We start from the raw sequence: 22,639 nt of genomic DNA, 5'->3' as shown, positions 1-22,639 counted from the left end.
TCGGTTCCGTCGCCCGTCCTAGACGATGTCTTCGGTGATCCCGGGCAGCGGCACCCGGAGGTCCGGCGCACGGTCGCGATCATGGGGTACGAGAAACCCGTATCGCTGGCTCGGAGCGGTGCGCAGATTGTCCTGCGCCGCATCCCGCCACCAACCCTGCGCCGCGTGCAGATCCAGTGCCTCCGCCGGGGCAGCCCCCCGCCACCAATGTGCGCAAATCGCGCTGCGCAGCATGTCCACACGGGCAGGATCCCGCACGGCGACTGCGGCCTCCGTATCCCAACGCAGGGACCGTCCGTTGAGATTGGCCGACCCGACCAGAGCGAACCTGTCATCGGCGATGAACACCTTGGAATGCACGTAGATGATCGGGGCATCTGCCAATGTGTTGAGCCCCTCCCCCGGCGCTGTGCGCGGTCGAACCGGGCTGAGAATGCTGAGCCGAGGGCCGAAGGCTTCCTTCACCCTTTTGAGCGCCTGATGGCTTAACCAGAGCCCATAGCGAGCATCCAGATCCCGATTATGCTCGAACGCCACATCGTCGGGCATGGCCGGCAAGACCAGAATCAAACGCAGCAGCGGCTTTTCCATGGCCGCGCGGGCCAGTGCGCGCGCGATGCGGCTCGAGCGCAGGAATTGCGTCTCGATATAAATCAGATGCTGCGCGTCTCGGATCCCCGCCAGATGCGCGGTCTCGATCTCGCTCAGAACCGTTTTGGGCGACAGGTGAAAGGTTTGCAGGTCGCGGGGCCGGGACAGCGTTCGCCGGAGATACTGCATCTCGCGCAGCGGCGGGGCTCCATGGGTTTGCGCCACGAAGCTTTCCAGATGCTCCGCCGCCTCGATGGCTTCTGGCCCCCGCAACAAGAGCTGCACATCCGTCCAGGTCTCGTCGGATGGTCGATCATGGGCCTGCGTGTCGAAGCGCCGCTCGTTGAGATCGAGACCGCCAATATAGAGCCAATCGCGATCAATGGTCGCGAGCTTCTGGTGCTGGGTCACGGTGGCAAAGGGAGGCGTTTTCTTGCGTTGCTTCCGCGCCAGAGGACCGAGGACCGAGCGCCAGACCTGCCCCGCACGCGCGGGGTGAAGCGCGGCCGCAACATGCAGGTCTGCGGCTGGCCCAGCCACCTCCCGCAGGGCCGCGCCCTGCCGCAGCGTGGACATCGACAGGTGGTGAAGTTCTTCCCCCATCACCGGATCGAAATCGCTGACGACCAGACGGATGCGCACGCCCTGGCCGAGCTTATGCGCCAGCAAATCGAACCAGTCCTCGCCGATGGCCCGGGCCGCGTCGCTCCGCAGTTTGGTAGCAAGATCGAAGATCCGAAACCCCATCAGGATCTCGCGCTCGGCGGACAGGATCGCCTGCTCGAAGGCCGGCCACGCCTGCGCGGCGGTGATGAGAACCTGAAATGGGGCGGGATTCGCCTCCGGGCTAGGCGGCATCCTGAGCAAACCCCGTCGGGTGGAACCGCACCGTCATGCAGTACCGCGTGTCGTCTTCGGTGACGTCCTGTTTCCCCTCAAGCTGGGTCACGAAAGCCCGCATGAGGCGGGACCCGATACCAGTATTCTCGCTGGGATCTTCCGCGTCAAAGCGGTCCCCCTTGGTGTTTTCCACGGAGAGGATGACGTCGCCCACAGGATCCCGAGCCAGGCCGATTTCGATCTCCGGATTTTGCCCCTCTTTGGACCCGGTATATTTCACCGCATTGGTCAGCATCTCTGACAGCACCATCGACAAAGGCACAGCCTGATCCGGGTAGAGCTGCATGGGTTCGAGATTGCGGGTAATCTTCAGCCGCTCATTGCTTGCCCCGGCGAGCCCTGTGACCTCGGTCACCATCTCCTCTGCCAAACTGGCCACATCGACCGTTGTCATATCGGGCGTCGTGTAGAGGGTCCGGTGGATCGCTGCGAGCCCCTGCACCCGCCGCTGCAGCCCCTGCAGCACGCGCTTGGCCTCGGCGGTCTTCACCGTACGGGTTTGCATATTCATCATGGATGCAATCAGTTGCAGGTTGTTCTTAACGCGATGATGTACCTCGCGCAGCAGCACTTCCTTGTCATGGAGATCTTGCTCCCGGCGCGCTTCGGCATCGCCGATAATGCGCGTCATCCGGTTAAAGGCGCGCTGCACCTCTTCGAACTCCTGAGACGGGTTTTCCATCGTGAGCAAATTCCGCCCCCGCTCGCCCAAAGCAAACCGGCGCGTCGCATCCCGCAGGGCGTGAATGTTTCGGATCACCATCCGGTGCAAGCCAAAGAAGGCGACCACGATGCCCGCGCACCACATCAGGATGGGGAACAGAATGGTCAAAAGCCCTTGGTTCGCGCCTTGGCCAACACCCAGCGCCTCCTCGGGCCAGCTCCCCAGCACGACGACTTCGTCCTCGAGAACCGTAAAGGTGGCAAATACTCGTGGATCGCCCTCGACCGTCTCCGCGCGAAATGTCGTTCCAGCCTTGGACCGCAGTTCCGTCAACGAGTAGCCCACGGGCAAGTACCTCTCCGCGCCATCCAGACCACCGCTGGCGGAAATGATCTCGTCATCGCGGTTGAGAACCAAGGTGCGCGCATCTTCCTGGCTCGCGGCGCCGGCAGGCTCGTTGTCGACGATCTTGTGCGGGATCGACATTGAAATGAACCCACTGAACGCTCCGGCCCAATAGACCGGGACGTTGGCGATCATCACGGATTGTCCGCTCACAGCGCCGGATTCGTTGACCTCAAAATTCAACCTCTGGCTCGCAATCGCCGTCGCGAAGCCCGGAAATTCCGAGAAGTCGAAGGGATCCCCCGTGCTAGAGCACTCCATGAAGCCATCCAGCGGCAGGTAGCCAACAAAGGCCACGTGGGGGTTCTGCACGATGAAGTCACTCAGGATTTCGCTGCAACGCGCGGGGTCTTCCGACAAAGGTCCGATCGCGGCGCCCAACCCGGCCCCCGCCCCAACAGCCTGAAGCAGGATCCGTCGCTCTGCATCGACGGCCCGCTCGGTCTCGGCGATCAGAGCCGAGCGGGCAAGGTCGTCGGCCCGCTCCACCACACTGCGTGTCTGGTAGAGCGAGATCATTCCGAGTGGGAACAACGCAAGCGTCATGAGCGCGATCAAACGCGTGGGCAGAGCGCCGAAAAAAGAGGACAGTGACATTCAGGCTGCGCTTTGGTTCTCCGCCACGATGCCATGGGTGACGCTGTCGGTCATTTCCATTGCGTCGGTTTCCGAGATGTCCAGCATCTCGGCGAGGCGATTGCGTGCACGGTTGACCCGGCTTTTCACGGTGCCCACCCGGACCCCGCACATATCGGCGGCTTCTTCGTAGGAAAAGCCACCGGCCCCTACGAGGATCAGAACCTCGCGCTGCTCGTCGGGAAGTTTCGCAAATGCCCGGTTGAACTCGCGCATTTGCAGTCGCCCGTCATGATCGGGCTTTTGCGCCAATGCACCAGCCAGTTCGCCTTCGCCATCCTCGACCTCGCGCTTGCGCTTGCGCCGCATCGAATAAAACGTATTCCGAAGGATCGTGAACAGCCACGCGCGCATGTTCGTCCCGACCTGAAATTTTTCGATATTCGTCCACGCCTTCACGAGCGTATCCTGCACCAGGTCATCCGCCGTCGCCGAGTTTCGCGTCAGGCTGTAGGCGAAGGCGCGCATGGCGGAAAGATGTTCGACGAGCTCGTCGCGCGGATCCATCTCCGGCGCCCCGCTCATGAGACGTCTCCGGAGGGAGTCTTCTTGTCTTGCGACTTGAGCTGCTCAAGCAATTGCATCAACCGATCCGGAACCTCTTCATTCAGCACATCGCTGTATGCTTTTTTGAGGTTCTCATCGATCTGGTCGTCGAGTGTTGAATTTCGTTTTGGCATCAGATTTGGATGTGTCACTTTTATTGGGCCCATGCGCGTTTGTGTGGAACCTAAACGCTGGACCACGCGTTTGGTTCCCGACTCACGTCAAAAAAATAGCACGTGACCGTGCGCTTTCAAAATAAGAGGGATCAATGTCTCAAACCGCAGACACTTCGCTGTCAGAACAAATCGGTGCAAACTTGCCTTACTTGCGACGCTATGCCCGCGCTTTGACAGGAAGCACAAACTCCGGGGACACCTATGCGGCAGTGACACTCGAGACAATTCTGACGGACCCAACGCTCTATGACGCCGGTCATGGCGCCAAGGCGGGCCTTTTCAGAGTGTTTCACGCCATTTGGTCAAGCAGCAGCGCTCAGATCGAAGACCCCACCCTGGACAGCGGACCAGCCGGAACCGCTTCGGCGCATTTGACGCATCTGACACCAAACACCCGTGAAGCGCTGTTGTTGCACACGGTAGAAGGGTTCGACATGCCCGAGCTTGCCTCCATCATGGGCCGCTCGGAAGGCGAAGTCAGTGAACTGGTCAATATCGCCTATGCCGAAATGGCCAAGCTGATCAGTGGCAAGGTCATGATCATCGAGGACGAGGTCATCATCTCTACAGATCTCGAAGGGATCGTCTCTGAGATGGGGCACCAGGTCACGGGGGTTGCGCGGACCGAGAGTCGTGCGCTTGATCTGGCGGCCGAAGACAAACCCGATCTCATCCTGTCCGACATCCAACTCGCGGACAAATCCAGTGGCATCGACGCGGTCAACCGCATCCTTGAACGCGACGGCGACATGCCTGTGATCTTCATCACCGCCTTCCCCGAGCGGCTCTTGACCGGCGAAGGCCCGGAGCCAGCATTTCTCATCTCCAAACCATATTCCGAAGAGCAGGTGCGCTCCGCCGTCAGTCAGGCGATGTTCTTTGCCTCGACAGAGACCTTGAAAGCCTGATCCTGACCCAAGATCGTCAAAAGCCCCGCCATTAAGCGGGGCTTTTTTCGTTGGCTCTGTTACTTGCTGAGCGCGCGCAGCATCCAGGCGGCCTGCTCGTGGAAGGCGCTCCGCTCGGTGGCGAGGTCTTCCGTCACCGGGTCGTGGCGCTCGCCGACCAACTGGATCAGCGCGTGCAGGCGGTGCGCAATCAGCTCGTGATCCGCGGCAAGGCTTTCGACCATCTGCTGGGCCGACATCTCCTGATGAGCGTCCTTGACGCGCGAACGCTCCATCAAAGCATCCAATTGCATCGGGGCAAACTCGCCCAGCGACCGCATCCGCTCCGCCAGTTCATCGGCGGCCGAGAACATGTTCTCATACTGCTCTTCGGTCAGCTTGTGGACAGAGTAGAAGAGCGGGCCTTCGACGTTCCAGTGGATTGCATGGGTCTTGAAGATCAGTCGGTACGTGTCCGACAGGACATCCGCGAGACCACTCGCAATGGTTTGCGTGTCGCGCACACCGGTCGAGACATCATCGCTAGAGGGAATGACTTTCAACGCTTCGGACATGGGTGTCTCCTTTATTTGTTCAGAAAACCAACGTCCGAACCCGGAACGAGTTCCCCATCAGGCCGCCTTTCTGATCCCGGGAAGGCCGCCCCCCGCGTCGTAATCGACCTGCAACGAGATCAGCGTGGGTCCCGCGCAGTCCTGTGCCGCACGCAAGACCTCCGCCAGATCCGCCAATCCAGTGACCGCGCCGTGGCTCCAGCCGAACGCTTTGGCAAGCCGCCCCCAATCGGGACGGCCGAACCGGAATTCGGGTGTCTCGCCCTCCTCTTTGTCCTGATGTTCGTCGATCAGGGCGTAACCGCCATCTTCCCAGACCAACACGGTCAGATCGAGCCCGAGACGCGCGGCGGTTTCCATGTCCTGCACATTCATCAGAACATCGCCATCGCCACAAATTGCCAGCACCCGCCCCTTGGACTGAAGGCGCGCAGCAGCCATCGCGCCGGGGAGGGCCAGCCCCATACCGGCCAAGCCGTTGGGAATGATGACCTGACCCGGCCGTTTGGGCAGCAGGTGCCGCGCCACCCAGAGCTTGTGCAACCCGACCCCGGACAGAACCGTATCATCGGGCGACAGCTGTGCGGTGATCTCGGCACAGATATCCTGCGGAGCGATGGGACCCTTCGGCGAGACCGTATGAGAGCGGGCCATGGTTTTCTGCATGCCGTCCCGCACCGCCGCAAAGGTGCTCGGCATCTCCCAGCGGTGCCCGTCCAGCAGATCACAGAGCGCCTCCAGGCTTGCGGTCAGAGACCCGGTTGCCTGCGCGGTCACCTGCCATCCTGCATCGGCCGGGGCGTCGGTCTCGCCCAGATGGACCACGGGCGTCACCCCGTCTCGCGTGAGGTCCGACAAGGGGTACTCGACGGGGTCAAACCCGACCGACAGGATCAGATCGGCGGCCTCGAGCCCCATGTCGATATAATCGCCCTCGGGCTGTCCCACGGAGAACAGGGAAAGCGGATGATCCGGCGGCAGGATACCTTTCGCCATGAAACTTGTGACCACGGCAATCCCGGTCGCCTCGGCAAACTGGCGCGTGGCTGCGGCGGCCTGCGCCCGCAGCGCCCCTGCCCCGACAAGCAGTACCGGCCGGTCCGCCTGACGGATCCGATCACACGCCTGTTGCAGCGCGGTCTCGTCCGGCAACGGGGAGCCAGGCGGCGGCGTCATCACAATGGGGGCCGAGCTCTGCGCGCTGGCGACGTCTTCGGGCAGGCACAGATGCACGGCGCCGGGCTTCTCCGCCCGCGCAATCCGAACGGCCTCGGCAACCGCGCCGGGAATACTCTCTGCATTCAGCAGGGTCTTGCTCTGCTTCGTGACGGGCGCGAACAAGGCCTCGAGATCGATGATCTGGTGGCTTTCGCGGCCCAGCCGGTCCAACGCCCCCTGCCCGGTGATCACGATCATCGGCACGAAATCGAGCGTCGCATCAGCAACGCCGGTCACGAGATTGGTCGCGCCCGGCCCGAGTGTGGCGAGGCAGACGGCTGGCTGCCCTGTCAGGCGGCCATGGACGCCCGCCATGAAGGCAGCGGCTTGCTCGTGCCGGCACAGAACGAAGTTCAGGTCACTGGCCGACACGGCGCTCATCAGCGCCGTGGTTTCCTCGCCCGGAACACCGAACACTGTGTCGATCCCGGCAGCCTCAAGCGCATCGATCAAAAGCTCGGCCCCCTGGCGGGTCTGTTGCGCGGTGGTTTCCATCAGATAACTCCTTGTGCCGACATGGCTTTGGCCAGCCTGCGATAGCCGGCGATACTTGCACCGCGCCTGTAATCGATCACCGCGCCAGAGCGGCCTTCCGCGGCAATCTGATCGTGAATGCTTTGCATGATGTCTCGCAGGTCTCGGTCGACCCGCTCTGCTGTCCTGCTGCGCCGGATGGCGTTCTGACTCATCTCGAGGCCACTGACGGCGACCCCTCCCGCATTTGCGGCCTTGCCGGGCGAGATCAGGAGGCCCTTGTCGCTCAACACTTCCTCGGCCTCATGGGTCAACGGCATGTCGGCGCCCTCCGCGACCAGTGCTACGCCCGAGGCCAAAAAGGTCTGCGCCTCGGCGGCATCGATCTCGTTTTGCTTGGCATACGGCAGTGCGATGTCGGCTTAGATCTCCCAAGGAGAGGCTCCCTCCAGATAGCTGGCGCCAAAGCCCGGGGGCGGCGAAGCCATATTCTCGCCCGCCGCCTTGCGCGCCTGCACCCAGCCCACCGCCTCGGCAGACAGGCCATCGGGCGCGTAAAGCGTCCCGCCCGTGTCTCCCTCCCAGGTGACGCGAAAGGACAGAACGCGATCGGGTTCAGCCAGGCGTGATAGAACCCGCGCCGAAGCGGAGGCACGGGCGTTCTTCTTGATCGTCAACACGTCCCGCGCGACGCCTTCAACCGCCTGTCGAAAATTCGATGTCTCGTCGGTCGGTCGGTGGATCCCAGTCATGAAAACGTCTGTCAGCGCATCTCTGCGGTTCATGGTTTCTCCTGCTTGGAAAGGAGCCGGTTTCCGGCCCTCGGTCGCTTTTTCTGATCCCCGACAAGGACATGTGCGACCAGCGACAGCACGCAGAGCACCGCGAACGCGCCGAACAAGATCCTGGCGATCCCGGTAGAGGCTTCGGCGATTTCCGTAAATCCGAAAACTGCGGAGACAGTCGCCGCACAGAAAAACACAAGGGCCCAAGCTGACATCACAGTTCCTTTCACACCCTCGTGTCTCCGACGACGAAACGTCCGAAAAACGGAAAGGTTCCGGGAACTCTCATCCGGACTACGCGTAGTATCTTTAAAGGAGATAGATATGATCGTCGTTCATCCCGACGTCGCTCGCAAGAGCGCGGACGCTCCGCCGAACAGTTCGCGCGCCCTTCGGGGCCCCGAGCAAGCCTATGCGCCTAGTCTTCTAGGGCGGCGCGTACATCCTCGGCGAGAAAGGGGCGCAACAGCGCGTTGAAGCCCAGCCTGTCAGCCAGTCCGGGATCGGCATCGATCAGGACGACCTTGCTTTGCGCCGCCTTCAGTTTGGCCACCAGGTTGCCCTGATCTGCGGCCCTGAGCGACGCGGCGACAAAGGCGACTTCGAGCGTCGCCAGATGGGTCCGCGCAATGTCATGTGCTGCATCCAAGGAGCGGCATACGGCACTGGTCATTCCGAAGAATGTGTCCAGCATCTCCGCCAGGTCCTGAGCTTCGACCGCATTGGTCGACAAAATCAAAGCGCGCGGCGCAGGTTGCATATAGACTCTCCAGATCGCCGACACGTGACACCATCGCATGCCCCACTCGACCGCGCATTAATCTACGACATACAGGAACACGAAAATGACAGTTGATTGCTCCGCATGCCCGTTGCGCAAGAAACCTCTGTTCACGCAGATCAACGATGACGAAATCGCCTTCATGCGCAAGTTCAAGACGGGTGAGATGAAGGTTTCCGCAGGGACTCAACTTCTGATCGAAGGGTCGAACGCGGCACAGCTTTATACATGTCTCTCGGGCCACGGGCTACGCTACAAGACATTGGCCGATGGCAGCCGGCAGGTCGTAAGTTTCGTTCTGCCCGGGGACTTTATCGGTCTTCAGGCCAGCGTCATGGGCCAGATGCACCACTCTGTGGAGAGCACCACGGACATGACCCTGTGCGTCTTCAATCGCACCGAGATCTGGAACCTGTTCAAGTCCCATCCCGAGCGGGCTTATGATCTGACCTTCCTCGCCGCCGTCGAAGAGCGGTTCCTGGGCGAAGCTCTGGCCAGTGTGGGCCAGAAGGGTGCGTTGGAGAAAATTGCTTGGGCGCTTTACCGCTTCTTCTCGCGGGCCAAGGCGATTGGGCTTGCGAAGGAACATGAATGCCCCCTGCCCTACAAGCAGCAGGATCTTGCGGATGCGCTGGGTCTGTCTCTGGTGCATACGAACAAGACGCTTGCCGTTCTGCGCCAACGCGGGCTCGCTGATTGGCGCGATGGTCTGTTGAAGATCCAGGATGCCGAGGCGCTGGCCGCGTGCGGCATGGTCGACGAGCCGGAAGTCCAGCGACGACCGCTAATCTGACACCACTTAACGAGACGGCCCGCCGCACCCCATGTGGCGGGCTCTTCCGCGGCCGGGCTTTGACGGTGAGCGCCTCGTACCCGACCTGCTCCCAACCAAATCGCATAAAAAAACCTCCCCCGAAGGGGAGGTCAGGTATTTGGCAAGCAACAGGAAGGGGACGTCGGCTTGCCGGCTCGCGCGCGATGGGCAGCTCTGGCGCGAGAACCTCAGGTATCAGGCAGGACCCCGGGCGTTGCGGGGGCCGAAAAACAACCAGATCAGGAAGCCGAGCAGCGGCAGAACCAGCACCAGCAGGCACCACAGCACCTTGGACCCCGTGCTCGCGGTAGAGCCGATGATCGAGACAAACGCCCAGATGTTGAGTGCAAGGAGGATCAGTCCTCCGAGTCCGGTAATTTCAATGCCCATGGGGGCCTCCTTTTGCTGAATTCAGGCCGCGCGCACTTCGGCGCTGCTCTTGAGCACCTCGTCGCCGTCGGATTGCTTGATGAGCAAGGCCGGGTCATCCGAGGAGCCGTTGCGCGTAACCTCGGTGCCCTTGATCGTTCGCTTGACCTTGCGGGTATAGATCTGGGTGACCTTGCCTTCGGCAGTGCCATTCCCCCAGTCCCAGGCGACTTTCTGTCCGACTTGAAAACTCATTGTCTCCTCAATGGTTGCGCAGGGCGTCGATCAGCTCTGCCTTGGACATGTCCGAGCGGCCTGGAATGCCGAGCGCCTTTGCCCGGTCATAGAGCTCGGTTTTATGCCACTCCTCATAAGGAGGGGCCTTCCCGCCTTTGGACGCGGGGTTTTCCGTGTCGCCCTGCCGACTGGCGGCCTGTGCATTCGCGATCCGCGCGGCCTTTTCCTTGGAGGCACCCTCGCGCCGAAGCGCGTCGTAGGTGTCACCATCCTTGATCTGGCTGCCATGATCGGGCATCGGGTCTCAGCTTTCGGCTATGGGCGGAACTTCGGTGTGTTGAAAGATGAACGCGCCATTAACGCGAGGGTTCCCGGTTACGGTGCAAAAATACTGTCCGCGAGGGTATCCAGCGTAACCGGCGGACCCGCCAGAAGCAGGCAATCGCCCGCAGTCAGGGCCGTTTCTGCCGATGCCAGTTTTTCGTGGCCTTCCCGGATCCGCGCCACGGCCCTCACGTCCTCCGGAAGGGGCAGGTCCGCGAGGATCGTGTCCTCCGTCCTGTCCGGAAGGGTCATCCGCCGCAAGCGCAACTCGGCCTGCAGGCTGGTCTCCTCGACGATCTCGGCGCGTTCCTCAAGCCCGTGGCAGATGCTCTCCGCCACGGTTGCATGGGGGGTAATCACATCATCGAGCTGCAATTCGTGGCACACATCGAGCAGTTCGGGCGAGACGATCTGCGGGACGACCCGACCATATCCGATGGACCGTGCCACCAGTGACGCGAGGATGTTATCGTCCGAGGCGTTGGTCAGCGCGATCAGATTGTCCTTCTCGCTGGAAAACGCCTCCCGCAGGGTGGTCGGCAGGGTACCGTCCCCTTCGATCATCCCGCAATCGAGCCGCTCGGCCAGGCGTTCGAGCCGTTCCCGGTCGCGGTCGATCAGCACAACCTCGTGGTTGAGCTCGATCAGTCTTTCGGCGGTGGCGACCCCGAACTTGGAGCCGCCGACGATGACGATACGCATGATGACTACCTCTTTCTGAACCACGTGCGCGGCAGAACGAGGACGAGCACCGCGATGAATTCGAGCCGCCCGAGCCACATGGCCAGGGTCAGGGCAAGTTTGAGATCCGGACTGAGATCCGCCCCGACGATCCCGGTGGACAGGCCCACCGTCGACAAGGTCGAGATCGTGTCGAACAAGGCGGGCAAGCCAGGGTGACCATGCGCGAGAAACAGGCTCCACACCGCCAGCATCGTCCCGAAATAGAGGACGAGCAGCGCGAGCAGGCTGATCAGCACCGCATCCGATACTGGCCTCCCCCGGCGCCGCAGGGGCGCCACCGCCCGATCCGGAAGCCGCGCGGTGCTCAGACTGTGGCGCACGCCGCGCAGCAACAGACCGACGCGCATCAGCTTTATCCCGCCGCCGGTCGAGCCCACGTCCCCCCCCATCACCATCGCGATGAGCAGCAAGATCAGGAAAGGCCCGCCCATAGGCATGGGTCCGGTCGAAAATCCGGCCGTCGTGGCCCCGGACACCAGATCGAGGAAGGCATCGGCCGATATCGACCCGCCCCATGGCAGCTGCAGAACGAGTGCCGAAGCACCCAGAAAGAGAAGCGCGCGCAGCATCCGTTGCGCCGCGCCCAGACGCCACGCCTCACCAACACGCCCGCGCAGAAGATAGACGTAGAACAGAAGGGAGACCGCCCCCACCGTGCAGGACAGAATGACCATCGATTGCCCTAGCAGGCTGTAGCTTGCCAGACTGTCGGATCGGGGGGCGAACCCGCCGGTTGAAATCGCCGACAAGGTCAGGACCAACGCCTCCTTGGCGTCAGGGATCACGAGTGCGGTCAGGGCACTCAGGACCAGGGTCAGACCGAAATACACTCCGAGGAGTTGGCGCGCCTGTGTCCGGGTGGAGGCGATCCGATCGTCGCTGTCCATCCCCGCATCGCCCAGTTTTCGCGCCGGAAGCCCCGGCGAGACTAGCAGCGCCAGTACCGCCGTGGCCATGGCGAGCCCCCCGCACCACTGCATCCAGGATCGCAGGACATGAGCCGAAAACGGCCAGCTGTCCGGGTCGCGCGCGACGGACAGGCCCGTGGTCGTGATCGCGCTCATGCCTTCGAACAGGGCGTCCACCGGGGGCATTCCAAGCGTGATGAAGGACGGGATCGCCAACACCGGCACCAGCGCGAACAAGAGCGCGACACTGACCATCGCCTCCACCTTGCGCAGATCGCGAGGCAGCGCGCGGCTATAGCTGGCAATCCAGCCCAGCATCGAAAGGGTCGCGGCCAGCAACATCCAGGCCGCAAGGTCCCATGACCCTTCGACCCCCGCCCAGATCGCGGGTGGGAGGAACACGACAGCGCAGGCCGGGGCATGCTTGGAAATCGTGATGAGAACGATCGCCGGGCGCGCCCGCTGTATGAGCGTGTCGCTCCCCGAGGACCCGTCGCGGGTGATCGTGCTCATGACCGGGCCTCGCGGGCCGGTGAAACAGGGAAAGGGGGGTTCAGCATTGCACCTGCAACGCGCGGCGGTTACCCCGGGTTCCCTATATCTTGGAACGAAGTGGCGCTTTGGTTGGTTTGTCCTGTGACATCCACCATGCAGGAGCCACGTATATGTCCCAAAGCGTTGACCCGACCACGACGGCCGAGCCACTGACGGAAACGCCGCACGAGCAGCGGCTGGTGGAAGAAGCTTCCGCGATGCCCTCGCGGCTTTTGTTCGAAACGATCCGACAAAGCGGCGAGGAGGAGCTGAGCCGCCCCAACGTGGCGCTGTGGTTTTCCGGGATCGCCGCCGGCATCCTGATCTCGTTTTCCGTGTTGGGGGAGGCGCTGCTCCGGTCCCATCTGCCGGATGCGGAATGGGCCTATATCATCGAGAATTTCGGTTATTCGCTGGGCTTCGTGCTGGTTATTCTGGGACGGATGCAGCTGTTCACCGAGAACACGATCACGACGGTCGTGCCGGTGCTCATCAATCCTTGCGACAACCTTTACAAGCGCACGGCAGAACTCTGGGGCATCGTTCTGCTGGCGAATGTGGTCGGCGCGTTCATCGCCGGGGGTTTTCTGCAGGTGGCCCCTGTCCTGAGCGACGAGGTGGCGACCGCCGTGGCAGAACTCAGCGCCCACGCGACTGGGATGGGCATGATCGAAGGCTTCGCCCGCGGTATTCCCGCCGGTGTTCTGATCGCCGCTCTGGTCTGGATGATGCCAATGGCCCGCGGTGGTGAGTTGTGGCTGATCCTGCTGATCACATGGCTCATCGCGCTCGGGGACTTCACGCATATCATCGCGGGCTCGGTCGAAATGGCCTATGCCATGCTCGGCGGTGATCTCGGGCCCCTGCGGGCGGTGTTCTGGTTCTTCCTGCCGGTCCTGCTTGGCAACGTCGTGGGCGGAACAGTCGTCTTCACGATGCTCGCTTGGGCCCAGACCCGCGCCGAGGTTGCCAAGCCTGCCGACTAGCAGACTGAGCTCTGACCAACAAAAAACCCTCCTGCCTTGCGGCGGGAGGGTTTTTCCTTGCGCGGCGATCTTGGCCGGGCGTCAGTTTGTGGTTTCCGCGTTGCGATGATCCGGACCATCCTTGGCGAGGCTGGATTTCGGCGCGTTGGGGTCCTCCATGCGCTTTTCAACCTTGTACTTGCTGCTGAGCGCGAAGGCGATCACGGCAAAGGCGGTGACCAGAAACAGAATGACAACGAGCTGGGTCATATCCATGGGACGTTTCCTTGTGTTTGGAAGATGAAAGGTTAACGCCCCGCCCTCAGACCGGTTCCTTTCCACCACGAAAAAAGGCCGGAGTGCTGTGCTCCGGCCTTTGCGATCTCACCTGTTGGGGGCGTCAGTTCTCGATCACGGCGCCCGTTCGTCCATCGATCTGGGTTTCGGGTTCCACCGGCGGTGTGCCCTCATCCGCCAGAAAGAAGAGATACGCCAGAAACAGAAACGCGGCGAAGCCTACGGCCAAGGCAATCCCGACAAGGGGCCCGATATGGCGTTTTCTCTGCGTTTCGAGGTTCGTGTTCGGCGCGGACATGATGTCTCCTTTGCAAACTGCATGTAGTTACAGGCCCAACGCGCGGATGGCAGGCCGGGTTCCAACCGGGGAGGCTCAGAAAGATGCGAGCGCGTCCTGCGTCACCTCCGGCGTCTGCAACCGCTGCGCAGCGCGTGCGCGCGCCGCCACGACAAGCGCGCGAAACAGGGCGCGTTGTCGCTTGGCATAGATGAGATACTCCGGATGCCATTGAACGCCGAGCGTGAACGGATCGGTCACCCCCTCAATGGCCTGCACCATTCCGGCGCTATCCTGCGCGGCGATGCGCATCCCCTGCCCCACGCGGTCGACCGACTGGCTATGCAGCGCGTTGACACGCATGGTGTCTGTACCGGCGATGAAACTCAGCCGGGTCTTGTCGCAGATCTGAACCTTGCGTTTGGGCATCACCGTCGTGATCGGCTTGGCGTCCGGATAGACTGTCCACGCATCCTGATGCAGCGATCCCCCGGCAGCGACGTTCAGCATCTGCGCGCCCCGGCAGATACCGAGCACCGGGATATGCCGGGACAGGGCGTCCTGCGCCAACTCATGTTCAAGAGCGTCCCGCGCGGGGTCGAGCCGTGCGGTCGTCTTGATGTCCATGCTGTAAAGCTCTGGCGAGATATCATCCCCGCCGCCAATGACGATGCCATCAACCGCGTCGAGATCCACCGGTCGCCCGGCACCCCAGCGCAGGCCACGCCCACCGGTCACCCAGAGGTTCAAATTGATGATGGGAAAGACACGCCAGCCCGAGCGGTTGGACGTGGTCACGCCAATGACAGGGCGTGTCATGACGCTTCCCGGGATTGCGGGATCGTGAGATCAGAGACCGTCCGCGCCCATTTGCGCGACCCACCAAACAGTTGCTTTCGATGCTGCGTCCAGGCGGAACACAGGGTCGTCAGCAAGTCCGGCGCCGCAGCCAGGGTTTCCACCGCGCGCCACATGCTCCACGCCTCAGACAGAGACCAATCCGCATCATTCAGGCGACAATCGGGCAGCCGGAAATGGAATGCCGGGCGTGCGGCCACTTTGAATGCATCGGGGAAGGCGCGCGCATAGGCCTGCGGCGCGTGAAACTTGAACAGGGGCAAGAGATCGAGCCCGTGGTTGCGCGTCTTCACATGGGCTGCGTAATGCGCGCATTGGATCGAGAACGGCGCATCGGGGTCGGCAACCAGCGCATCGACCAGCCCAACCGGCCAGGGGTTCACGAAGGGCAGCACCCGACGGGTGTTATCCGGCGGGAGGGTCGCACGCAGCCAAGGCTCCAGCAGTGCAAAGGCGAGAATGGTACGGCGGGTAAACGCCTCGTCCGGGTCATGCGCCTCCACATTCAAATGGACGCCAAATCCGCGCAACATGCTTTGGCCGGTTCCCTCGCCCCCTTCGCGCCGCAAGGCCGCGCAAAGCGCGTCGAGAATGGGCAACTGGGCCGGATCCAGCGGCTCGGTGATCACCTCTACGGGGATCAGGGGACGTGCAAGCCCGATCCCCGTCTCCAGCAACTCGGACGGATGGTCATGGGCGAGCGAGAAATCGAGCTCCACTCGGATATCGCCCAGTTCGGTTCCTGTGACCGTCGCCGCGTGGCGCGAATGTTGTCCCAGCTCCCCCCCCAATTCGTTGAGGATCAAGGCCACGACCTGTGCTTCGGTCAGGCCGGCAAATTCAATCTCGACGCCACAACGGCGCGGCCTGCCACTGGCGAGGTCGGGAAACGGGAGCGGAATGAAATGGGTCATGAACGCTCAACGCCCACATGCGGAAATGGTTCCCTAGCGGCGGCTTATCCGGATGAGGGTGATACGGGCTCGACCGGGATCGGCCCGTTGACCGTCAGCGTGCGATAGGGGAACGGGATTTCGATCCCGGCATCGTCCAGCGCCGCTTTCACCGATGCCACGACCTGATCTCGGCTCGCGCGGATATCGACGGGCCGAGAGCCTGTCCACCACGTGATCTCGAAGTCGATCGAACTTGCGCCAAAGGCCTGCGCAAATACCTGGATGTCCCGCACATCATCGCGCACCAGATCGACCTTGCGCACGGCCTTTTCGATCACTTCGCGCGCCTCGTCGACATTCTCGGCATAGGCGACCCCGCAGATGAGCGTCGCGCGGCGCACATCGCGATCCGTGCGCACGGTGACCGGGTTGTGAAACAGCTCGGCATTCGGGACGACCACCAGCTGACCGTCGGTCTGACGGATATGGGTGTCGCGGATTGTGATCGCCTCGACCTGGCCTTCGACACCATCACACTCAATGTAATCCTCGATCTGGAACGGTTCGCGCAGAAGGATCAGGATCCCGGCGAGGAAGTTCTCGAACGTGTCCTTGAAGGCGAACCCGATCGCAACCGACCCGAGACCGAGCGTGGTCAAAGCCCGCGCGGGCGTCACCGTCGGGAAGACAACCGTCAGTGCGATCAACCCGCCGATCAGCCAGAAGGTGACCGAGCTCAGCAGCTGCAGGACGTCGATCAGATTGCGCCGCATCCTTGCGCGCCCTCCGATCCGGCGCACAAGGCTATGGGCAATCTTGACCGCCAGGGCCGTGAACAAGAGGAGGAGAAGGGCAATGCCCAGCCGGGGCAGCGCGGCGAGGCTGGCTTCGGCCCAGCTTTGAAGCTGGTCCATGAGGGGGGCAAGGGCGTCGTCGGGCAGTGTCTGCATGAGATCTTCCATACGGTCAAAACGCCCTTCCCCGCATCCGGGTTCCGCCTCGACAGAGCGGACATGAAAAAGCCCGGACACAAGGTCCGGGCTCTTGGCAAAAGATCCTGGGGTGGATCAGTTCGCGGTCACGGTATTGCTGCTATCCGTGTCGGCAAAACCGGATTCCGCGCGACGCTCTTCCTCAGGGCTCTCGATTTCGAGGGTCGGCACGGTCACAGTGGTTTCACCCACAGAGACATCACCCACTTCGGCGTCAAACTCGGGCATGTTGCCGCCTTCGATGGACACTTCAGGCAGGGCTGCTTCTTCGGTCTGCTCAACATCGACCATGTAGGTGGTCCCGGCGATCAGGATGACAGCGGCCACGGCGGCGACGACAATATACGGGGTTTTCATGGTTGAATTCCTTTACTTGTGTTCTGGGGTGTCAACGCGGCGCTTCGGAAATTGTTCCCAACTTTTCGGGATCTTAGATCGAAGCGCGCGGCGGATTAGCTGCGCGGACGCAGCGCGAGACCGACGAGCACGCCGAGGCCGACAGCGCCGGCAAGTGCAGCACCCGGATGCTCGCGCACGAAACGCGTCCCCTCTTCGGTGGCCGAGGTTACGGCGCGGGACACTTCGGTGCTCAACTCGTCGCTCATACGTTGCAGGTCCTGCAGACCGGCATTGACCTGCGCCTTGGTGCGCTCGGTCATCTCGGAAATCTGCTCTGCAGCTTCTGCCCGGATCTCCTGCGCCTTGGTCTCGGGGGTCGCGGATTCGGGTGTCGCGTCAGTATTGTACTCGGCGAAGGACATCGTGTGCTCCTTTGGATTGCTTTCCGTGGATCAACGTCGCTTCCGCAGTTTTTGTTCCCCTTTTCCCGTCACAACCCTGCCGGTTCAGGATGGAACCTTTTTCGCTAGCGCAGCGTTGGGAGGATACAAGTCTGAAATCGTCTGAAAGGAATAAATCATGTTAGGTTGGGCTGTTACCTTCTTCGTCGTCGCCATCATCGCCGCCGTTTTCGGCTTTGGCGGTATCGCGTCTGCCAGTGCTGGCATCGCTCAGGTTCTCTTCATCGTCTTCGTTGTGCTCGCGATTGCCACTCTGGTGCTGCGCGCCGTACGGAGCTGACATGGAACGACCCGAGACCGCAGGGCGGTCTGATTAAAAGCCCCATTTGGTTGAACCAGATGGGGCTTTTTTTATGTGGTAATGAGCTGCGATTCACGCTCCGCCGACATCGCGGCATACATCCACAGCAAGACCGGAAGCGCCACGATCGCCCCGATCGGTCCCCAGAGCCAGAGCCCGAAGACAATCGCGATAAAGATGACCAGCGGGCTTATCTGCAATTGCTGGCCAACGAAAGCCGGCGTGACGAACTGCGCCTCCACGAGGTTGAGGCACAGGAATGCGACAACCGGCAACAGGGTCATCGCCCCCGAAAACTGCATCAGCCCCGCAACCAGCAACCCGAACATCACAATGATCGGCCCCAAGTAGATCACGAAGTTCAAGACAGCCGCCGTGAACCCCCAGAGTATGGCGTTGTTGACCCCGACTACGGTCAGAACCACCGCAGTTGCCAAGCCCAGCCCGGCATTGACCAGCATCACCATCGCGAAATACCGCGAGACAGCCCGATCCGCACGAAAGAGATTGTTCCGGAATGCACCGGCCTGATTGTAGATGTCATTGCGCGCGAGAATGAAGAAAAACAGAGTTCCAACGAATATCAGGATCTGCGCTCCGAAATTCGGTGCCAGCAGCAGGGCGTCCATGACCGTGGGAATGCTTTCGCCCAAATCCACCTCGGCATCGCTGCCGACCGTGCGTTCGATTTCGGCGCTCAGCTCCTCGATCCCGCGCAGGGCATTCGACATGGTTTCTGCCCAGTTCTGAATCTCAGCGCGAATTTTGGGAAGTTTCGACACCAGGGCCGAGATCAATGGCTCGAGCATCAGGAAAAAACCGGTGATGCCCAGACAGGCCGTGATCAAGGCCGATACGGCAACGATCACGCGAGGCACACCATATCGGCTCAGCCGATCGGCAATCGGGGAAACCACGACCCCAACCACCAGCCCCAGCACAACGGGGGCGAGAATGGGCTTGGCCAGATACAGGGCAGCTGCCCCTCCGATGATCGTCAGGAGGAGCAGCATGAGCCGAGCACTTCGCTCGGATAGAAGCACGGACAACATCAGAGGCCGTGCAACCGAAAACGGGTCGTAAGATCAGTGACGCGCATAGGCATTGCCCGTCACATGGCTCGCATCGGCGCTCGTGGCTGCAGGCGCCGTCGGAGCCGTGGCGTCTGTCGCACGGAGGGCAGCAAGCTCTGACTGCAGCATATCGGAGGCAGCCCCCATCAGACGGTCGCGATGCGCGCCGAGCAGCTCATCTTCACGTCGCGAGCTCGGCAGAGCCGAGGCGATCAATGCGCCAATCCCGAACGCGGCGGCCCCGAAGGCCAGCGGCTGGCGGCCATAGGCGGCCCCTGCTTTACGCGCGGTGCGTTCGGCTCGGGACTCGATCTCCATCTGGGTGGCGATCGCCTGATGGCGCAGCTTCAGAACACGCGCCCGGGTTTCGGGGTTGAGACGCTCAAGCCCGCTATTCACCGCAGCACGCAACCGGCGCGACGAGACTTTCGGGCGTCGTTCGCCCGTCGCATCCTGCCGGATCTGCGCATCGGCGGCGGCAACGCGCGCGTCGAAGCCGTCCATGGCATCGACCGGATCCGCCGCAGGCGTCGGAGATGCAACGCGGTCCCGGCTCCCGGCACCACTCATCAGCAGAGCGAGCCCTGCACCGACCAGTGCAAAGGCGGCCGGGTTCTTCTTCGCCTCACCCCAGACCTGCTGACCGATTTCCACGGCGTAGCCCTCGGCTGTTTGCGACATGCGCTCTGGCGCAAAGGTATTGGCGAGGGCGTCCAGCGACTGGGTCAGTGCGGCCCGGTCCCGCGCCACGCGACGTTCGATATGATCAAGTCGTTCTTCAGACATCGGTGGCCTCCTTGATATGCGCGACATCGCGCTTGATGTTCTCCGCCGTCCGCTCGGGCATCAGCGCCTCGGGCTTCAGCCGCGATTTGCCGACCATCACGAGCCCGATCGCCACAGTGAACAATACACCCGCTACGATGAGGGCCGCCGTGCCGATGCTCATGCCCGACATGGCAAGATAGTCGACGAAGGCCGCGGCCAGCGTGTTGAGCGCAACCAGCGCGGTCAGCGCGGCCACGCCGATCATGGCAAGGCCAGTGCCCGCCTTTGACAGCGACGTGGACAGCTCGACGCGCATCAGGGCGATCTCGTCCTGAACCAGCGTCGTGAACTGGCGCAGCGCATTCACGAAATGCGACGGCGCCTGCTTGATATCATCAGGATGGCTCATACCGCACCCCGCCCGGTCAGGTTCGCAGATCCGTGGGCACCCCAGGGATCATCGTCATCCTGCCATGTGGACGCGTCATGATACGCGGGAGCCGCAGCGGCGACCGGACGCTCCGCCTGAGGAGCGCGGGCCTTGAGGAACCGCGTGGCCGCCAGACCAAGCAAGGCAGCACCGCCGACAAACAGCGCCGGGTTTTCACGGGCGAACCTGCTGGCCGTCCGGGCCAGACGGTCGAGATCGGTCGTGCGAACCTGGGCGGCGACCTGCTCCAGCGCGTCAGCCACCTGGCTGGCGGCCTGTGCCTGCAACGTGCCCGCATCGAACTCCTGAGCCGCCGCATCGGCTGCATTCGCCACTTTCTGCGTCTCGGTCGCAGCCTTGTCACGCATGTCCTCCGCGTGGCTCTTCAGTTCGCGCTTGACCGTGTCCTTTGCGTCGTCAGCGGTCCGGCGAACCTGCTCACGAGCGGTTTCGGAAAGTGTCTTGGACGTGTCTGTATCACAATGCGCCATCGCATCCTCCTGCGGTTTGACAGTTGGAGAGGTAACGCCGCGCCGCACCAGCCGGTTCCATGGCTCGCCGAAACAACCGGGACGACAGTGCTGGCTCCGACAAAAATCGCAGAAATTCAGATGCGATTCAGGTGCCCTTATAACAGAAGTATGCCCCGAGCCGGCGAGGCGCGCTGGCGCCGGTCTTTTGCGAAAAGGTTCGAACTTTCTCGGAACTATCGGTCGGGGGGGCGTGTTGTGGATGCAAGTGGCACGGTGAGACCGCGCCACATAAACGTAACTACCATAGGAGTTTCACCGTGAAACGCATTCTGACCTACACCACCGCCCTGACCCTTCTGGCCGCTCCGGTTCTCGCCGACGCCAAGATGGACCTGGTGCGCGAGGCGCAGACGACCCTGAATGAGTACAACATTGCCTTTGATGCCGACGCCCTGAGCATGGAGCAGCTGGCCGAGATCAAAGCTCTCGACCTGACCGAAGAGAACTTTACGCAGCAGCGTCTGGAGCAGATCGTGGGTGTGAGTGCGTCCGACACCGCCGTTGACGGTTATGTGGCGACGCCCGACGTCGAGCTCGAAGTGAACATCCCGGAAAGCGACGTGGTCCAGGGTATTCTTGACGAGTACGACATTGCCGTGGACGCCGACAGCCTGTCCAACGAGAAGAAAGCCGAGATCCTTGCACTGGACACCAGTGAAGAGAACTTCACCAAGGAACGTCTTGAGCAGATCGTCTTCGGGTAAACCGATGTTCGGGGGAGTGTAGTGTGTGGCCCCCGGAAAGCGTGCGAGTTTCAAATTCAGTACGCGGGGGCGTCCCATTGGGGCGCCCCTTCTTTTTGTGAAGAATGACCCGTCCCCGAAAGGACAACCATGCGCGTGTTCCAATGCCCCAGTTGCGGCGAACAAGTCTACTTCGAAAATCTGCAATGCGGCTGTGGCGTCGAGCTCGGCTTTGATGCCGACCTCGGCACGATTACGCGGCTTGCGCGCCCATGCGCCTTTCGCGACGAGATCGTCTGCAACTGGCAGGCCTCCGAGGCAGGCGCCGCCTGTGCGGCATGTGCAACCACCCGGACCCATCCGGATCTGGCGGTCGAGGGCAACGCCGCGCTCTGGCGCCGGGCCGAAGCTGCCAAGCGTTGGGTGTTTGCGCAACTGATGGGGCTTGGTTGGTTTGCTGCTGACGATCCCGGCGCGCGGCCAAGTTTCGATCTGCTCAGCGAGCAGACCCGACGCGGCCCGGTGCAACCGATGATGGGACATCTTGACGGCCATATCACCATCAACGTCGCGGAGGCCGATCCGGCCGAGATCATCGCCCGCCGCGAGCAGATGGATGAACCCTATCGCACCATGATCGGACATTTCCGTCATGAGATCGCGCATTTTCTGTTCTTGCGCCTCGCCGAGGATCCCGGGTTTGCAGACCAGTTCCGTGGCGTCTTCGGCGATGAGCGTACGGATTACGGCGCGGCGCTCGCGCAGTATCATGATGCGGGTGCGGACCCCGGTTGGCGCGCGGCGCATATTACCGCTTACGCCTCCAGCCACCCCCACGAGGATTGGGCCGAGACGGCGGCGCATGCCCTGCACCTGCGGGACGTGACCGAAAGCGCGCGGGCAGTCGGACTTGCCCCCGCCGAGGTGCCCGATGATGCCGGAGAGGCGCTGAGCGCCTCTCTGGAGCTGACCATGGCACTGAACCACGTGAACCGCGCCATGGGGCTCGGCGACCTCTACCCGTTTGTTGTGACCCCGGCGGTGCGGGCCAAGCTGCGCGTGGCGGACGCTCTTCTGACAGAAGGCCCCGCAGTGCCGGGCTGAAACAGGCTGATGCGCGCCGAAGCCATGCACGACGCGGAACAACGACCCGGGTTGTGCGTTAACCTTTCAGCCGCAACGCGGTTCGAAACGCAAC

Annotated in this window: 32 protein-coding genes; 6 read left to right on the top strand and 26 right to left on the bottom strand. The window is 62.2% G+C overall.

The window, feature by feature from the left end:
* Nucleotides 1-18: 18 nt before the first annotated feature.
* Genes ACP15I_RS03770 through ACP15I_RS03755 form a run of 4 tightly spaced genes read right to left on the bottom strand, consistent with a single transcriptional unit; the run spans nucleotide 19 to nucleotide 3,942 of the window.
* Entirely contained in the window at nucleotides 19-1,449 is a 1,431-nt protein-coding gene (locus ACP15I_RS03770; protein ID WP_424973937.1) for a phospholipase D family protein, read from the bottom strand.
* Nucleotides 1,439-3,106: a histidine kinase dimerization/phosphoacceptor domain -containing protein gene (locus ACP15I_RS03765; protein ID WP_424973936.1), complete on the bottom strand. Its 1,668-nt coding sequence runs from the start codon at nucleotides 3,104-3,106 to the stop codon at nucleotides 1,439-1,441. Before ACP15I_RS03765 ends, ACP15I_RS03770 begins: the two co-directional genes overlap by 11 nt.
* Nucleotides 3,107-3,157: 51 nt before the next feature.
* Nucleotides 3,158-3,721 (bottom strand): RNA polymerase sigma factor, encoded by a 564-nt coding sequence (locus tag ACP15I_RS03760; RefSeq protein WP_424966775.1) that lies wholly within the window; start codon nucleotides 3,719-3,721, stop codon nucleotides 3,158-3,160.
* Nucleotides 3,718-3,942, bottom strand: coding sequence for a NepR family anti-sigma factor (locus ACP15I_RS03755; RefSeq protein WP_424973935.1), 225 nt, complete (start codon nucleotides 3,940-3,942; stop codon nucleotides 3,718-3,720). Before ACP15I_RS03755 ends, ACP15I_RS03760 begins: the two co-directional genes overlap by 4 nt.
* 68 nt (nucleotides 3,943-4,010) lie before the next feature.
* On the opposite strand from ACP15I_RS03755, the gene ACP15I_RS03750 reads away from it, so the two are divergent.
* Complete coding sequence (locus tag ACP15I_RS03750; protein WP_424966777.1) at nucleotides 4,011-4,826, top strand: response regulator; 816 nt, start codon at nucleotides 4,011-4,013, stop codon at nucleotides 4,824-4,826.
* Nucleotides 4,827-4,885: 59 nt separating this feature from the next.
* Here ACP15I_RS03750 and ACP15I_RS03745 read toward each other — a convergent pair whose 3' ends face one another.
* From ACP15I_RS03745 to ACP15I_RS03720, 6 genes are all read right to left on the bottom strand, one after another.
* The gene (locus ACP15I_RS03745) at nucleotides 4,886-5,380 is read right to left on the bottom strand and encodes a Dps family protein (protein ID WP_424973934.1); all 495 of its coding nucleotides are present in this window, start codon (nucleotides 5,378-5,380) and stop codon (nucleotides 4,886-4,888) included.
* Between the two features lie 57 nt (nucleotides 5,381-5,437).
* Nucleotides 5,438-7,093, bottom strand: coding sequence for an acetolactate synthase large subunit (locus ACP15I_RS03740; protein WP_424973933.1), 1,656 nt, complete (start codon nucleotides 7,091-7,093; stop codon nucleotides 5,438-5,440).
* Complete coding sequence (locus ACP15I_RS03735) at nucleotides 7,093-7,482, bottom strand: hypothetical protein (RefSeq protein WP_424974117.1); 390 nt, start codon at nucleotides 7,480-7,482, stop codon at nucleotides 7,093-7,095. Before ACP15I_RS03735 ends, ACP15I_RS03740 begins: the two co-directional genes overlap by 1 nt.
* 12 nt (nucleotides 7,483-7,494) lie before the next feature.
* Nucleotides 7,495-7,857, bottom strand: coding sequence for a hypothetical protein (locus tag ACP15I_RS03730; protein ID WP_424973932.1), 363 nt, complete (start codon nucleotides 7,855-7,857; stop codon nucleotides 7,495-7,497).
* Nucleotides 7,854-8,072, bottom strand: a complete 219-nt coding sequence (locus ACP15I_RS03725) for a DUF1328 domain-containing protein (RefSeq protein WP_424966960.1) — start codon at nucleotides 8,070-8,072, stop codon at nucleotides 7,854-7,856. Before ACP15I_RS03725 ends, ACP15I_RS03730 begins: the two co-directional genes overlap by 4 nt.
* 203 nt (nucleotides 8,073-8,275) lie before the next feature.
* Nucleotides 8,276-8,641, bottom strand: a complete 366-nt coding sequence (locus ACP15I_RS03720) for a hypothetical protein (protein ID WP_424973931.1) — start codon at nucleotides 8,639-8,641, stop codon at nucleotides 8,276-8,278.
* Between the two features lie 61 nt (nucleotides 8,642-8,702).
* Between ACP15I_RS03720 and ACP15I_RS03715 the strand changes: the two genes are divergently transcribed.
* Nucleotides 8,703-9,431 (top strand): Crp/Fnr family transcriptional regulator, encoded by a 729-nt coding sequence (locus ACP15I_RS03715; protein ID WP_424966782.1) that lies wholly within the window; start codon nucleotides 8,703-8,705, stop codon nucleotides 9,429-9,431.
* A gap of 216 nt (nucleotides 9,432-9,647) precedes the next feature.
* Here ACP15I_RS03715 and ACP15I_RS03710 read toward each other — a convergent pair whose 3' ends face one another.
* From ACP15I_RS03710 to ACP15I_RS03690, 5 genes are all read right to left on the bottom strand, one after another.
* Nucleotides 9,648-9,842: a PLDc N-terminal domain-containing protein gene (locus tag ACP15I_RS03710; protein ID WP_424966783.1), complete on the bottom strand. Its 195-nt coding sequence runs from the start codon at nucleotides 9,840-9,842 to the stop codon at nucleotides 9,648-9,650.
* A gap of 21 nt (nucleotides 9,843-9,863) precedes the next feature.
* A complete protein-coding gene (locus ACP15I_RS03705) occupies nucleotides 9,864-10,076 on the bottom strand; it encodes a DUF2945 domain-containing protein (RefSeq protein WP_424973930.1) in 213 nt (70 codons plus the stop codon).
* Between the two features lie 7 nt (nucleotides 10,077-10,083).
* On the bottom strand, nucleotides 10,084-10,356 hold the full coding sequence (locus ACP15I_RS03700) for a DUF7218 family protein (RefSeq protein ID WP_424973929.1): 273 nt from the start codon (nucleotides 10,354-10,356) through the stop codon (nucleotides 10,084-10,086).
* A gap of 77 nt (nucleotides 10,357-10,433) precedes the next feature.
* Nucleotides 10,434-11,084, bottom strand: a complete 651-nt coding sequence (locus ACP15I_RS03695; protein WP_424966786.1) for a potassium channel family protein — start codon at nucleotides 11,082-11,084, stop codon at nucleotides 10,434-10,436.
* 5 nt (nucleotides 11,085-11,089) lie between these two features.
* Entirely contained in the window at nucleotides 11,090-12,547 is a 1,458-nt protein-coding gene (locus ACP15I_RS03690) for a TrkH family potassium uptake protein (protein ID WP_424973928.1), read from the bottom strand.
* 152 nt (nucleotides 12,548-12,699) lie between these two features.
* On the opposite strand from ACP15I_RS03690, the gene ACP15I_RS03685 reads away from it, so the two are divergent.
* Nucleotides 12,700-13,554: a formate/nitrite transporter family protein gene (locus ACP15I_RS03685; RefSeq protein WP_424973927.1), complete on the top strand. Its 855-nt coding sequence runs from the start codon at nucleotides 12,700-12,702 to the stop codon at nucleotides 13,552-13,554.
* An 81-nt stretch (nucleotides 13,555-13,635) separates the two neighbouring features.
* Here ACP15I_RS03685 and ACP15I_RS03680 read toward each other — a convergent pair whose 3' ends face one another.
* The 7 genes from ACP15I_RS03680 to ACP15I_RS03650 all read right to left on the bottom strand — a co-directional run bounded on the left by ACP15I_RS03680 (nucleotide 13,636) and on the right by ACP15I_RS03650 (nucleotide 17,614).
* On the bottom strand, nucleotides 13,636-13,809 hold the full coding sequence (locus ACP15I_RS03680; RefSeq protein ID WP_424966789.1) for a hypothetical protein: 174 nt from the start codon (nucleotides 13,807-13,809) through the stop codon (nucleotides 13,636-13,638).
* A gap of 124 nt (nucleotides 13,810-13,933) precedes the next feature.
* The gene (locus ACP15I_RS03675; protein WP_424966790.1) at nucleotides 13,934-14,128 is read right to left on the bottom strand and encodes a hypothetical protein; all 195 of its coding nucleotides are present in this window, start codon (nucleotides 14,126-14,128) and stop codon (nucleotides 13,934-13,936) included.
* Nucleotides 14,129-14,203: 75 nt separating this feature from the next.
* Nucleotides 14,204-14,926, bottom strand: a complete 723-nt coding sequence (locus ACP15I_RS03670) for a gamma-glutamyl-gamma-aminobutyrate hydrolase family protein (protein ID WP_424973926.1) — start codon at nucleotides 14,924-14,926, stop codon at nucleotides 14,204-14,206.
* Nucleotides 14,923-15,879: an amidoligase family protein gene (locus tag ACP15I_RS03665; RefSeq protein ID WP_424973925.1), complete on the bottom strand. Its 957-nt coding sequence runs from the start codon at nucleotides 15,877-15,879 to the stop codon at nucleotides 14,923-14,925. The genes ACP15I_RS03670 and ACP15I_RS03665 overlap by 4 nt, the downstream gene beginning before the upstream one ends.
* A gap of 44 nt (nucleotides 15,880-15,923) precedes the next feature.
* On the bottom strand, nucleotides 15,924-16,775 hold the full coding sequence (locus ACP15I_RS03660; protein WP_424973924.1) for a mechanosensitive ion channel family protein: 852 nt from the start codon (nucleotides 16,773-16,775) through the stop codon (nucleotides 15,924-15,926).
* A gap of 153 nt (nucleotides 16,776-16,928) precedes the next feature.
* Entirely contained in the window at nucleotides 16,929-17,210 is a 282-nt protein-coding gene (locus ACP15I_RS03655) for a hypothetical protein (RefSeq protein ID WP_424966793.1), read from the bottom strand.
* 95 nt (nucleotides 17,211-17,305) lie between these two features.
* Nucleotides 17,306-17,614 carry a hypothetical protein gene (locus tag ACP15I_RS03650; RefSeq protein ID WP_424973923.1) on the bottom strand — a complete coding sequence of 103 codons (309 nt, stop codon included), beginning with the start codon at nucleotides 17,612-17,614 and terminating at the stop codon, nucleotides 17,306-17,308.
* 157 nt (nucleotides 17,615-17,771) lie between these two features.
* Between ACP15I_RS03650 and ACP15I_RS03645 the strand changes: the two genes are divergently transcribed.
* A complete protein-coding gene (locus ACP15I_RS03645) occupies nucleotides 17,772-17,933 on the top strand; it encodes a DUF1328 domain-containing protein (protein ID WP_424966795.1) in 162 nt (53 codons plus the stop codon).
* 71 nt (nucleotides 17,934-18,004) lie between these two features.
* Here ACP15I_RS03645 and ACP15I_RS03640 read toward each other — a convergent pair whose 3' ends face one another.
* The 4 genes from ACP15I_RS03640 to ACP15I_RS03625 form a co-directional block, all read right to left on the bottom strand.
* Complete coding sequence (locus ACP15I_RS03640) at nucleotides 18,005-18,967, bottom strand: AI-2E family transporter (RefSeq protein ID WP_424973922.1); 963 nt, start codon at nucleotides 18,965-18,967, stop codon at nucleotides 18,005-18,007.
* Nucleotides 18,968-19,039: 72 nt separating this feature from the next.
* Nucleotides 19,040-19,813, bottom strand: coding sequence for a hypothetical protein (locus tag ACP15I_RS03635; RefSeq protein ID WP_424973921.1), 774 nt, complete (start codon nucleotides 19,811-19,813; stop codon nucleotides 19,040-19,042).
* Nucleotides 19,806-20,204, bottom strand: coding sequence for a phage holin family protein (locus ACP15I_RS03630; protein ID WP_424973919.1), 399 nt, complete (start codon nucleotides 20,202-20,204; stop codon nucleotides 19,806-19,808). Before ACP15I_RS03630 ends, ACP15I_RS03635 begins: the two co-directional genes overlap by 8 nt.
* Nucleotides 20,201-20,716 carry a hypothetical protein gene (locus tag ACP15I_RS03625; RefSeq protein ID WP_424973918.1) on the bottom strand — a complete coding sequence of 172 codons (516 nt, stop codon included), beginning with the start codon at nucleotides 20,714-20,716 and terminating at the stop codon, nucleotides 20,201-20,203. The genes ACP15I_RS03630 and ACP15I_RS03625 overlap by 4 nt, the downstream gene beginning before the upstream one ends.
* 299 nt (nucleotides 20,717-21,015) lie before the next feature.
* On the opposite strand from ACP15I_RS03625, the gene ACP15I_RS03620 reads away from it, so the two are divergent.
* Nucleotides 21,016-21,462 carry a hypothetical protein gene (locus ACP15I_RS03620; RefSeq protein ID WP_424966800.1) on the top strand — a complete coding sequence of 149 codons (447 nt, stop codon included), beginning with the start codon at nucleotides 21,016-21,018 and terminating at the stop codon, nucleotides 21,460-21,462.
* Between the two features lie 129 nt (nucleotides 21,463-21,591).
* Complete coding sequence (locus ACP15I_RS03615) at nucleotides 21,592-22,545, top strand: zinc-binding metallopeptidase family protein (RefSeq protein WP_424973917.1); 954 nt, start codon at nucleotides 21,592-21,594, stop codon at nucleotides 22,543-22,545.
* The last annotated feature ends 94 nt before the right edge of the window (nucleotides 22,546-22,639 follow it).

The sequence above is a fragment of the Dinoroseobacter sp. S124A genome (assembly GCF_049801015.1).
Taxonomy (GTDB): Bacteria; Pseudomonadota; Alphaproteobacteria; order Rhodobacterales; family Rhodobacteraceae; genus Dinoroseobacter.
Note: the sequence above shows the minus strand (reverse complement) of the source record. Positions and strands in the feature narration are given on the sequence as shown.

Excerpts from the sequence above, each read along its gene's own strand:
- ACP15I_RS03680 (WP_424966789.1), bottom strand. The coding sequence starts at position 13,809 with ATGGATATGACCCAGCTCGTTGTCATTCTGTTTCTGGTCACCGCCTTT.
- ACP15I_RS03650 (WP_424973923.1), bottom strand. The coding sequence starts at position 17,614 with ATGTCCTTCGCCGAGTACAATACTGACGCGACACCCGAATCCGCGACC.
- ACP15I_RS03700 (WP_424973929.1), bottom strand. The coding sequence starts at position 10,356 with ATGCCCGATCATGGCAGCCAGATCAAGGATGGTGACACCTACGACGCG.
- ACP15I_RS03635 (WP_424973921.1), bottom strand. The coding sequence starts at position 19,813 with ATGTCTGAAGAACGACTTGATCATATCGAACGTCGCGTGGCGCGGGAC.
- ACP15I_RS03770 (WP_424973937.1), bottom strand. The coding sequence starts at position 1,449 with ATGCCGCCTAGCCCGGAGGCGAATCCCGCCCCATTTCAGGTTCTCATC.
- ACP15I_RS03765 (WP_424973936.1), bottom strand. The coding sequence starts at position 3,106 with ATGACGCTTGCGTTGTTCCCACTCGGAATGATCTCGCTCTACCAGACA.
- ACP15I_RS03675 (WP_424966790.1), bottom strand. The coding sequence starts at position 14,128 with ATGTCCGCGCCGAACACGAACCTCGAAACGCAGAGAAAACGCCATATC.
- ACP15I_RS03740 (WP_424973933.1), bottom strand. The coding sequence starts at position 7,093 with ATGGAAACCACCGCGCAACAGACCCGCCAGGGGGCCGAGCTTTTGATC.
- ACP15I_RS03640 (WP_424973922.1), bottom strand. The coding sequence starts at position 18,967 with ATGCTGCTCCTCCTGACGATCATCGGAGGGGCAGCTGCCCTGTATCTG.
- ACP15I_RS03670 (WP_424973926.1), bottom strand. The coding sequence starts at position 14,926 with ATGACACGCCCTGTCATTGGCGTGACCACGTCCAACCGCTCGGGCTGG.
- ACP15I_RS03625 (WP_424973918.1), bottom strand. The coding sequence starts at position 20,716 with ATGGCGCATTGTGATACAGACACGTCCAAGACACTTTCCGAAACCGCT.
- ACP15I_RS03665 (WP_424973925.1), bottom strand. The coding sequence starts at position 15,879 with ATGACCCATTTCATTCCGCTCCCGTTTCCCGACCTCGCCAGTGGCAGG.
- ACP15I_RS03745 (WP_424973934.1), bottom strand. The coding sequence starts at position 5,380 with ATGTCCGAAGCGTTGAAAGTCATTCCCTCTAGCGATGATGTCTCGACC.
- ACP15I_RS03630 (WP_424973919.1), bottom strand. The coding sequence starts at position 20,204 with ATGAGCCATCCTGATGATATCAAGCAGGCGCCGTCGCATTTCGTGAAT.
- ACP15I_RS03760 (WP_424966775.1), bottom strand. The coding sequence starts at position 3,721 with ATGAGCGGGGCGCCGGAGATGGATCCGCGCGACGAGCTCGTCGAACAT.
- ACP15I_RS03660 (WP_424973924.1), bottom strand. The coding sequence starts at position 16,775 with ATGGACCAGCTTCAAAGCTGGGCCGAAGCCAGCCTCGCCGCGCTGCCC.
- ACP15I_RS03655 (WP_424966793.1), bottom strand. The coding sequence starts at position 17,210 with ATGAAAACCCCGTATATTGTCGTCGCCGCCGTGGCCGCTGTCATCCTG.
- ACP15I_RS03690 (WP_424973928.1), bottom strand. The coding sequence starts at position 12,547 with ATGAGCACGATCACCCGCGACGGGTCCTCGGGGAGCGACACGCTCATA.
- ACP15I_RS03645 (WP_424966795.1), top strand. The coding sequence starts at position 17,772 with ATGTTAGGTTGGGCTGTTACCTTCTTCGTCGTCGCCATCATCGCCGCC.
- ACP15I_RS03730 (WP_424973932.1), bottom strand. The coding sequence starts at position 7,857 with ATGAACCGCAGAGATGCGCTGACAGACGTTTTCATGACTGGGATCCAC.
- ACP15I_RS03615 (WP_424973917.1), top strand. The coding sequence starts at position 21,592 with ATGCGCGTGTTCCAATGCCCCAGTTGCGGCGAACAAGTCTACTTCGAA.
- ACP15I_RS03710 (WP_424966783.1), bottom strand. The coding sequence starts at position 9,842 with ATGGGCATTGAAATTACCGGACTCGGAGGACTGATCCTCCTTGCACTC.
- ACP15I_RS03750 (WP_424966777.1), top strand. The coding sequence starts at position 4,011 with ATGTCTCAAACCGCAGACACTTCGCTGTCAGAACAAATCGGTGCAAAC.
- ACP15I_RS03715 (WP_424966782.1), top strand. The coding sequence starts at position 8,703 with ATGACAGTTGATTGCTCCGCATGCCCGTTGCGCAAGAAACCTCTGTTC.
- ACP15I_RS03705 (WP_424973930.1), bottom strand. The coding sequence starts at position 10,076 with ATGAGTTTTCAAGTCGGACAGAAAGTCGCCTGGGACTGGGGGAATGGC.
- ACP15I_RS03695 (WP_424966786.1), bottom strand. The coding sequence starts at position 11,084 with ATGCGTATCGTCATCGTCGGCGGCTCCAAGTTCGGGGTCGCCACCGCC.
- ACP15I_RS03725 (WP_424966960.1), bottom strand. The coding sequence starts at position 8,072 with ATGTCAGCTTGGGCCCTTGTGTTTTTCTGTGCGGCGACTGTCTCCGCA.
- ACP15I_RS03685 (WP_424973927.1), top strand. The coding sequence starts at position 12,700 with ATGTCCCAAAGCGTTGACCCGACCACGACGGCCGAGCCACTGACGGAA.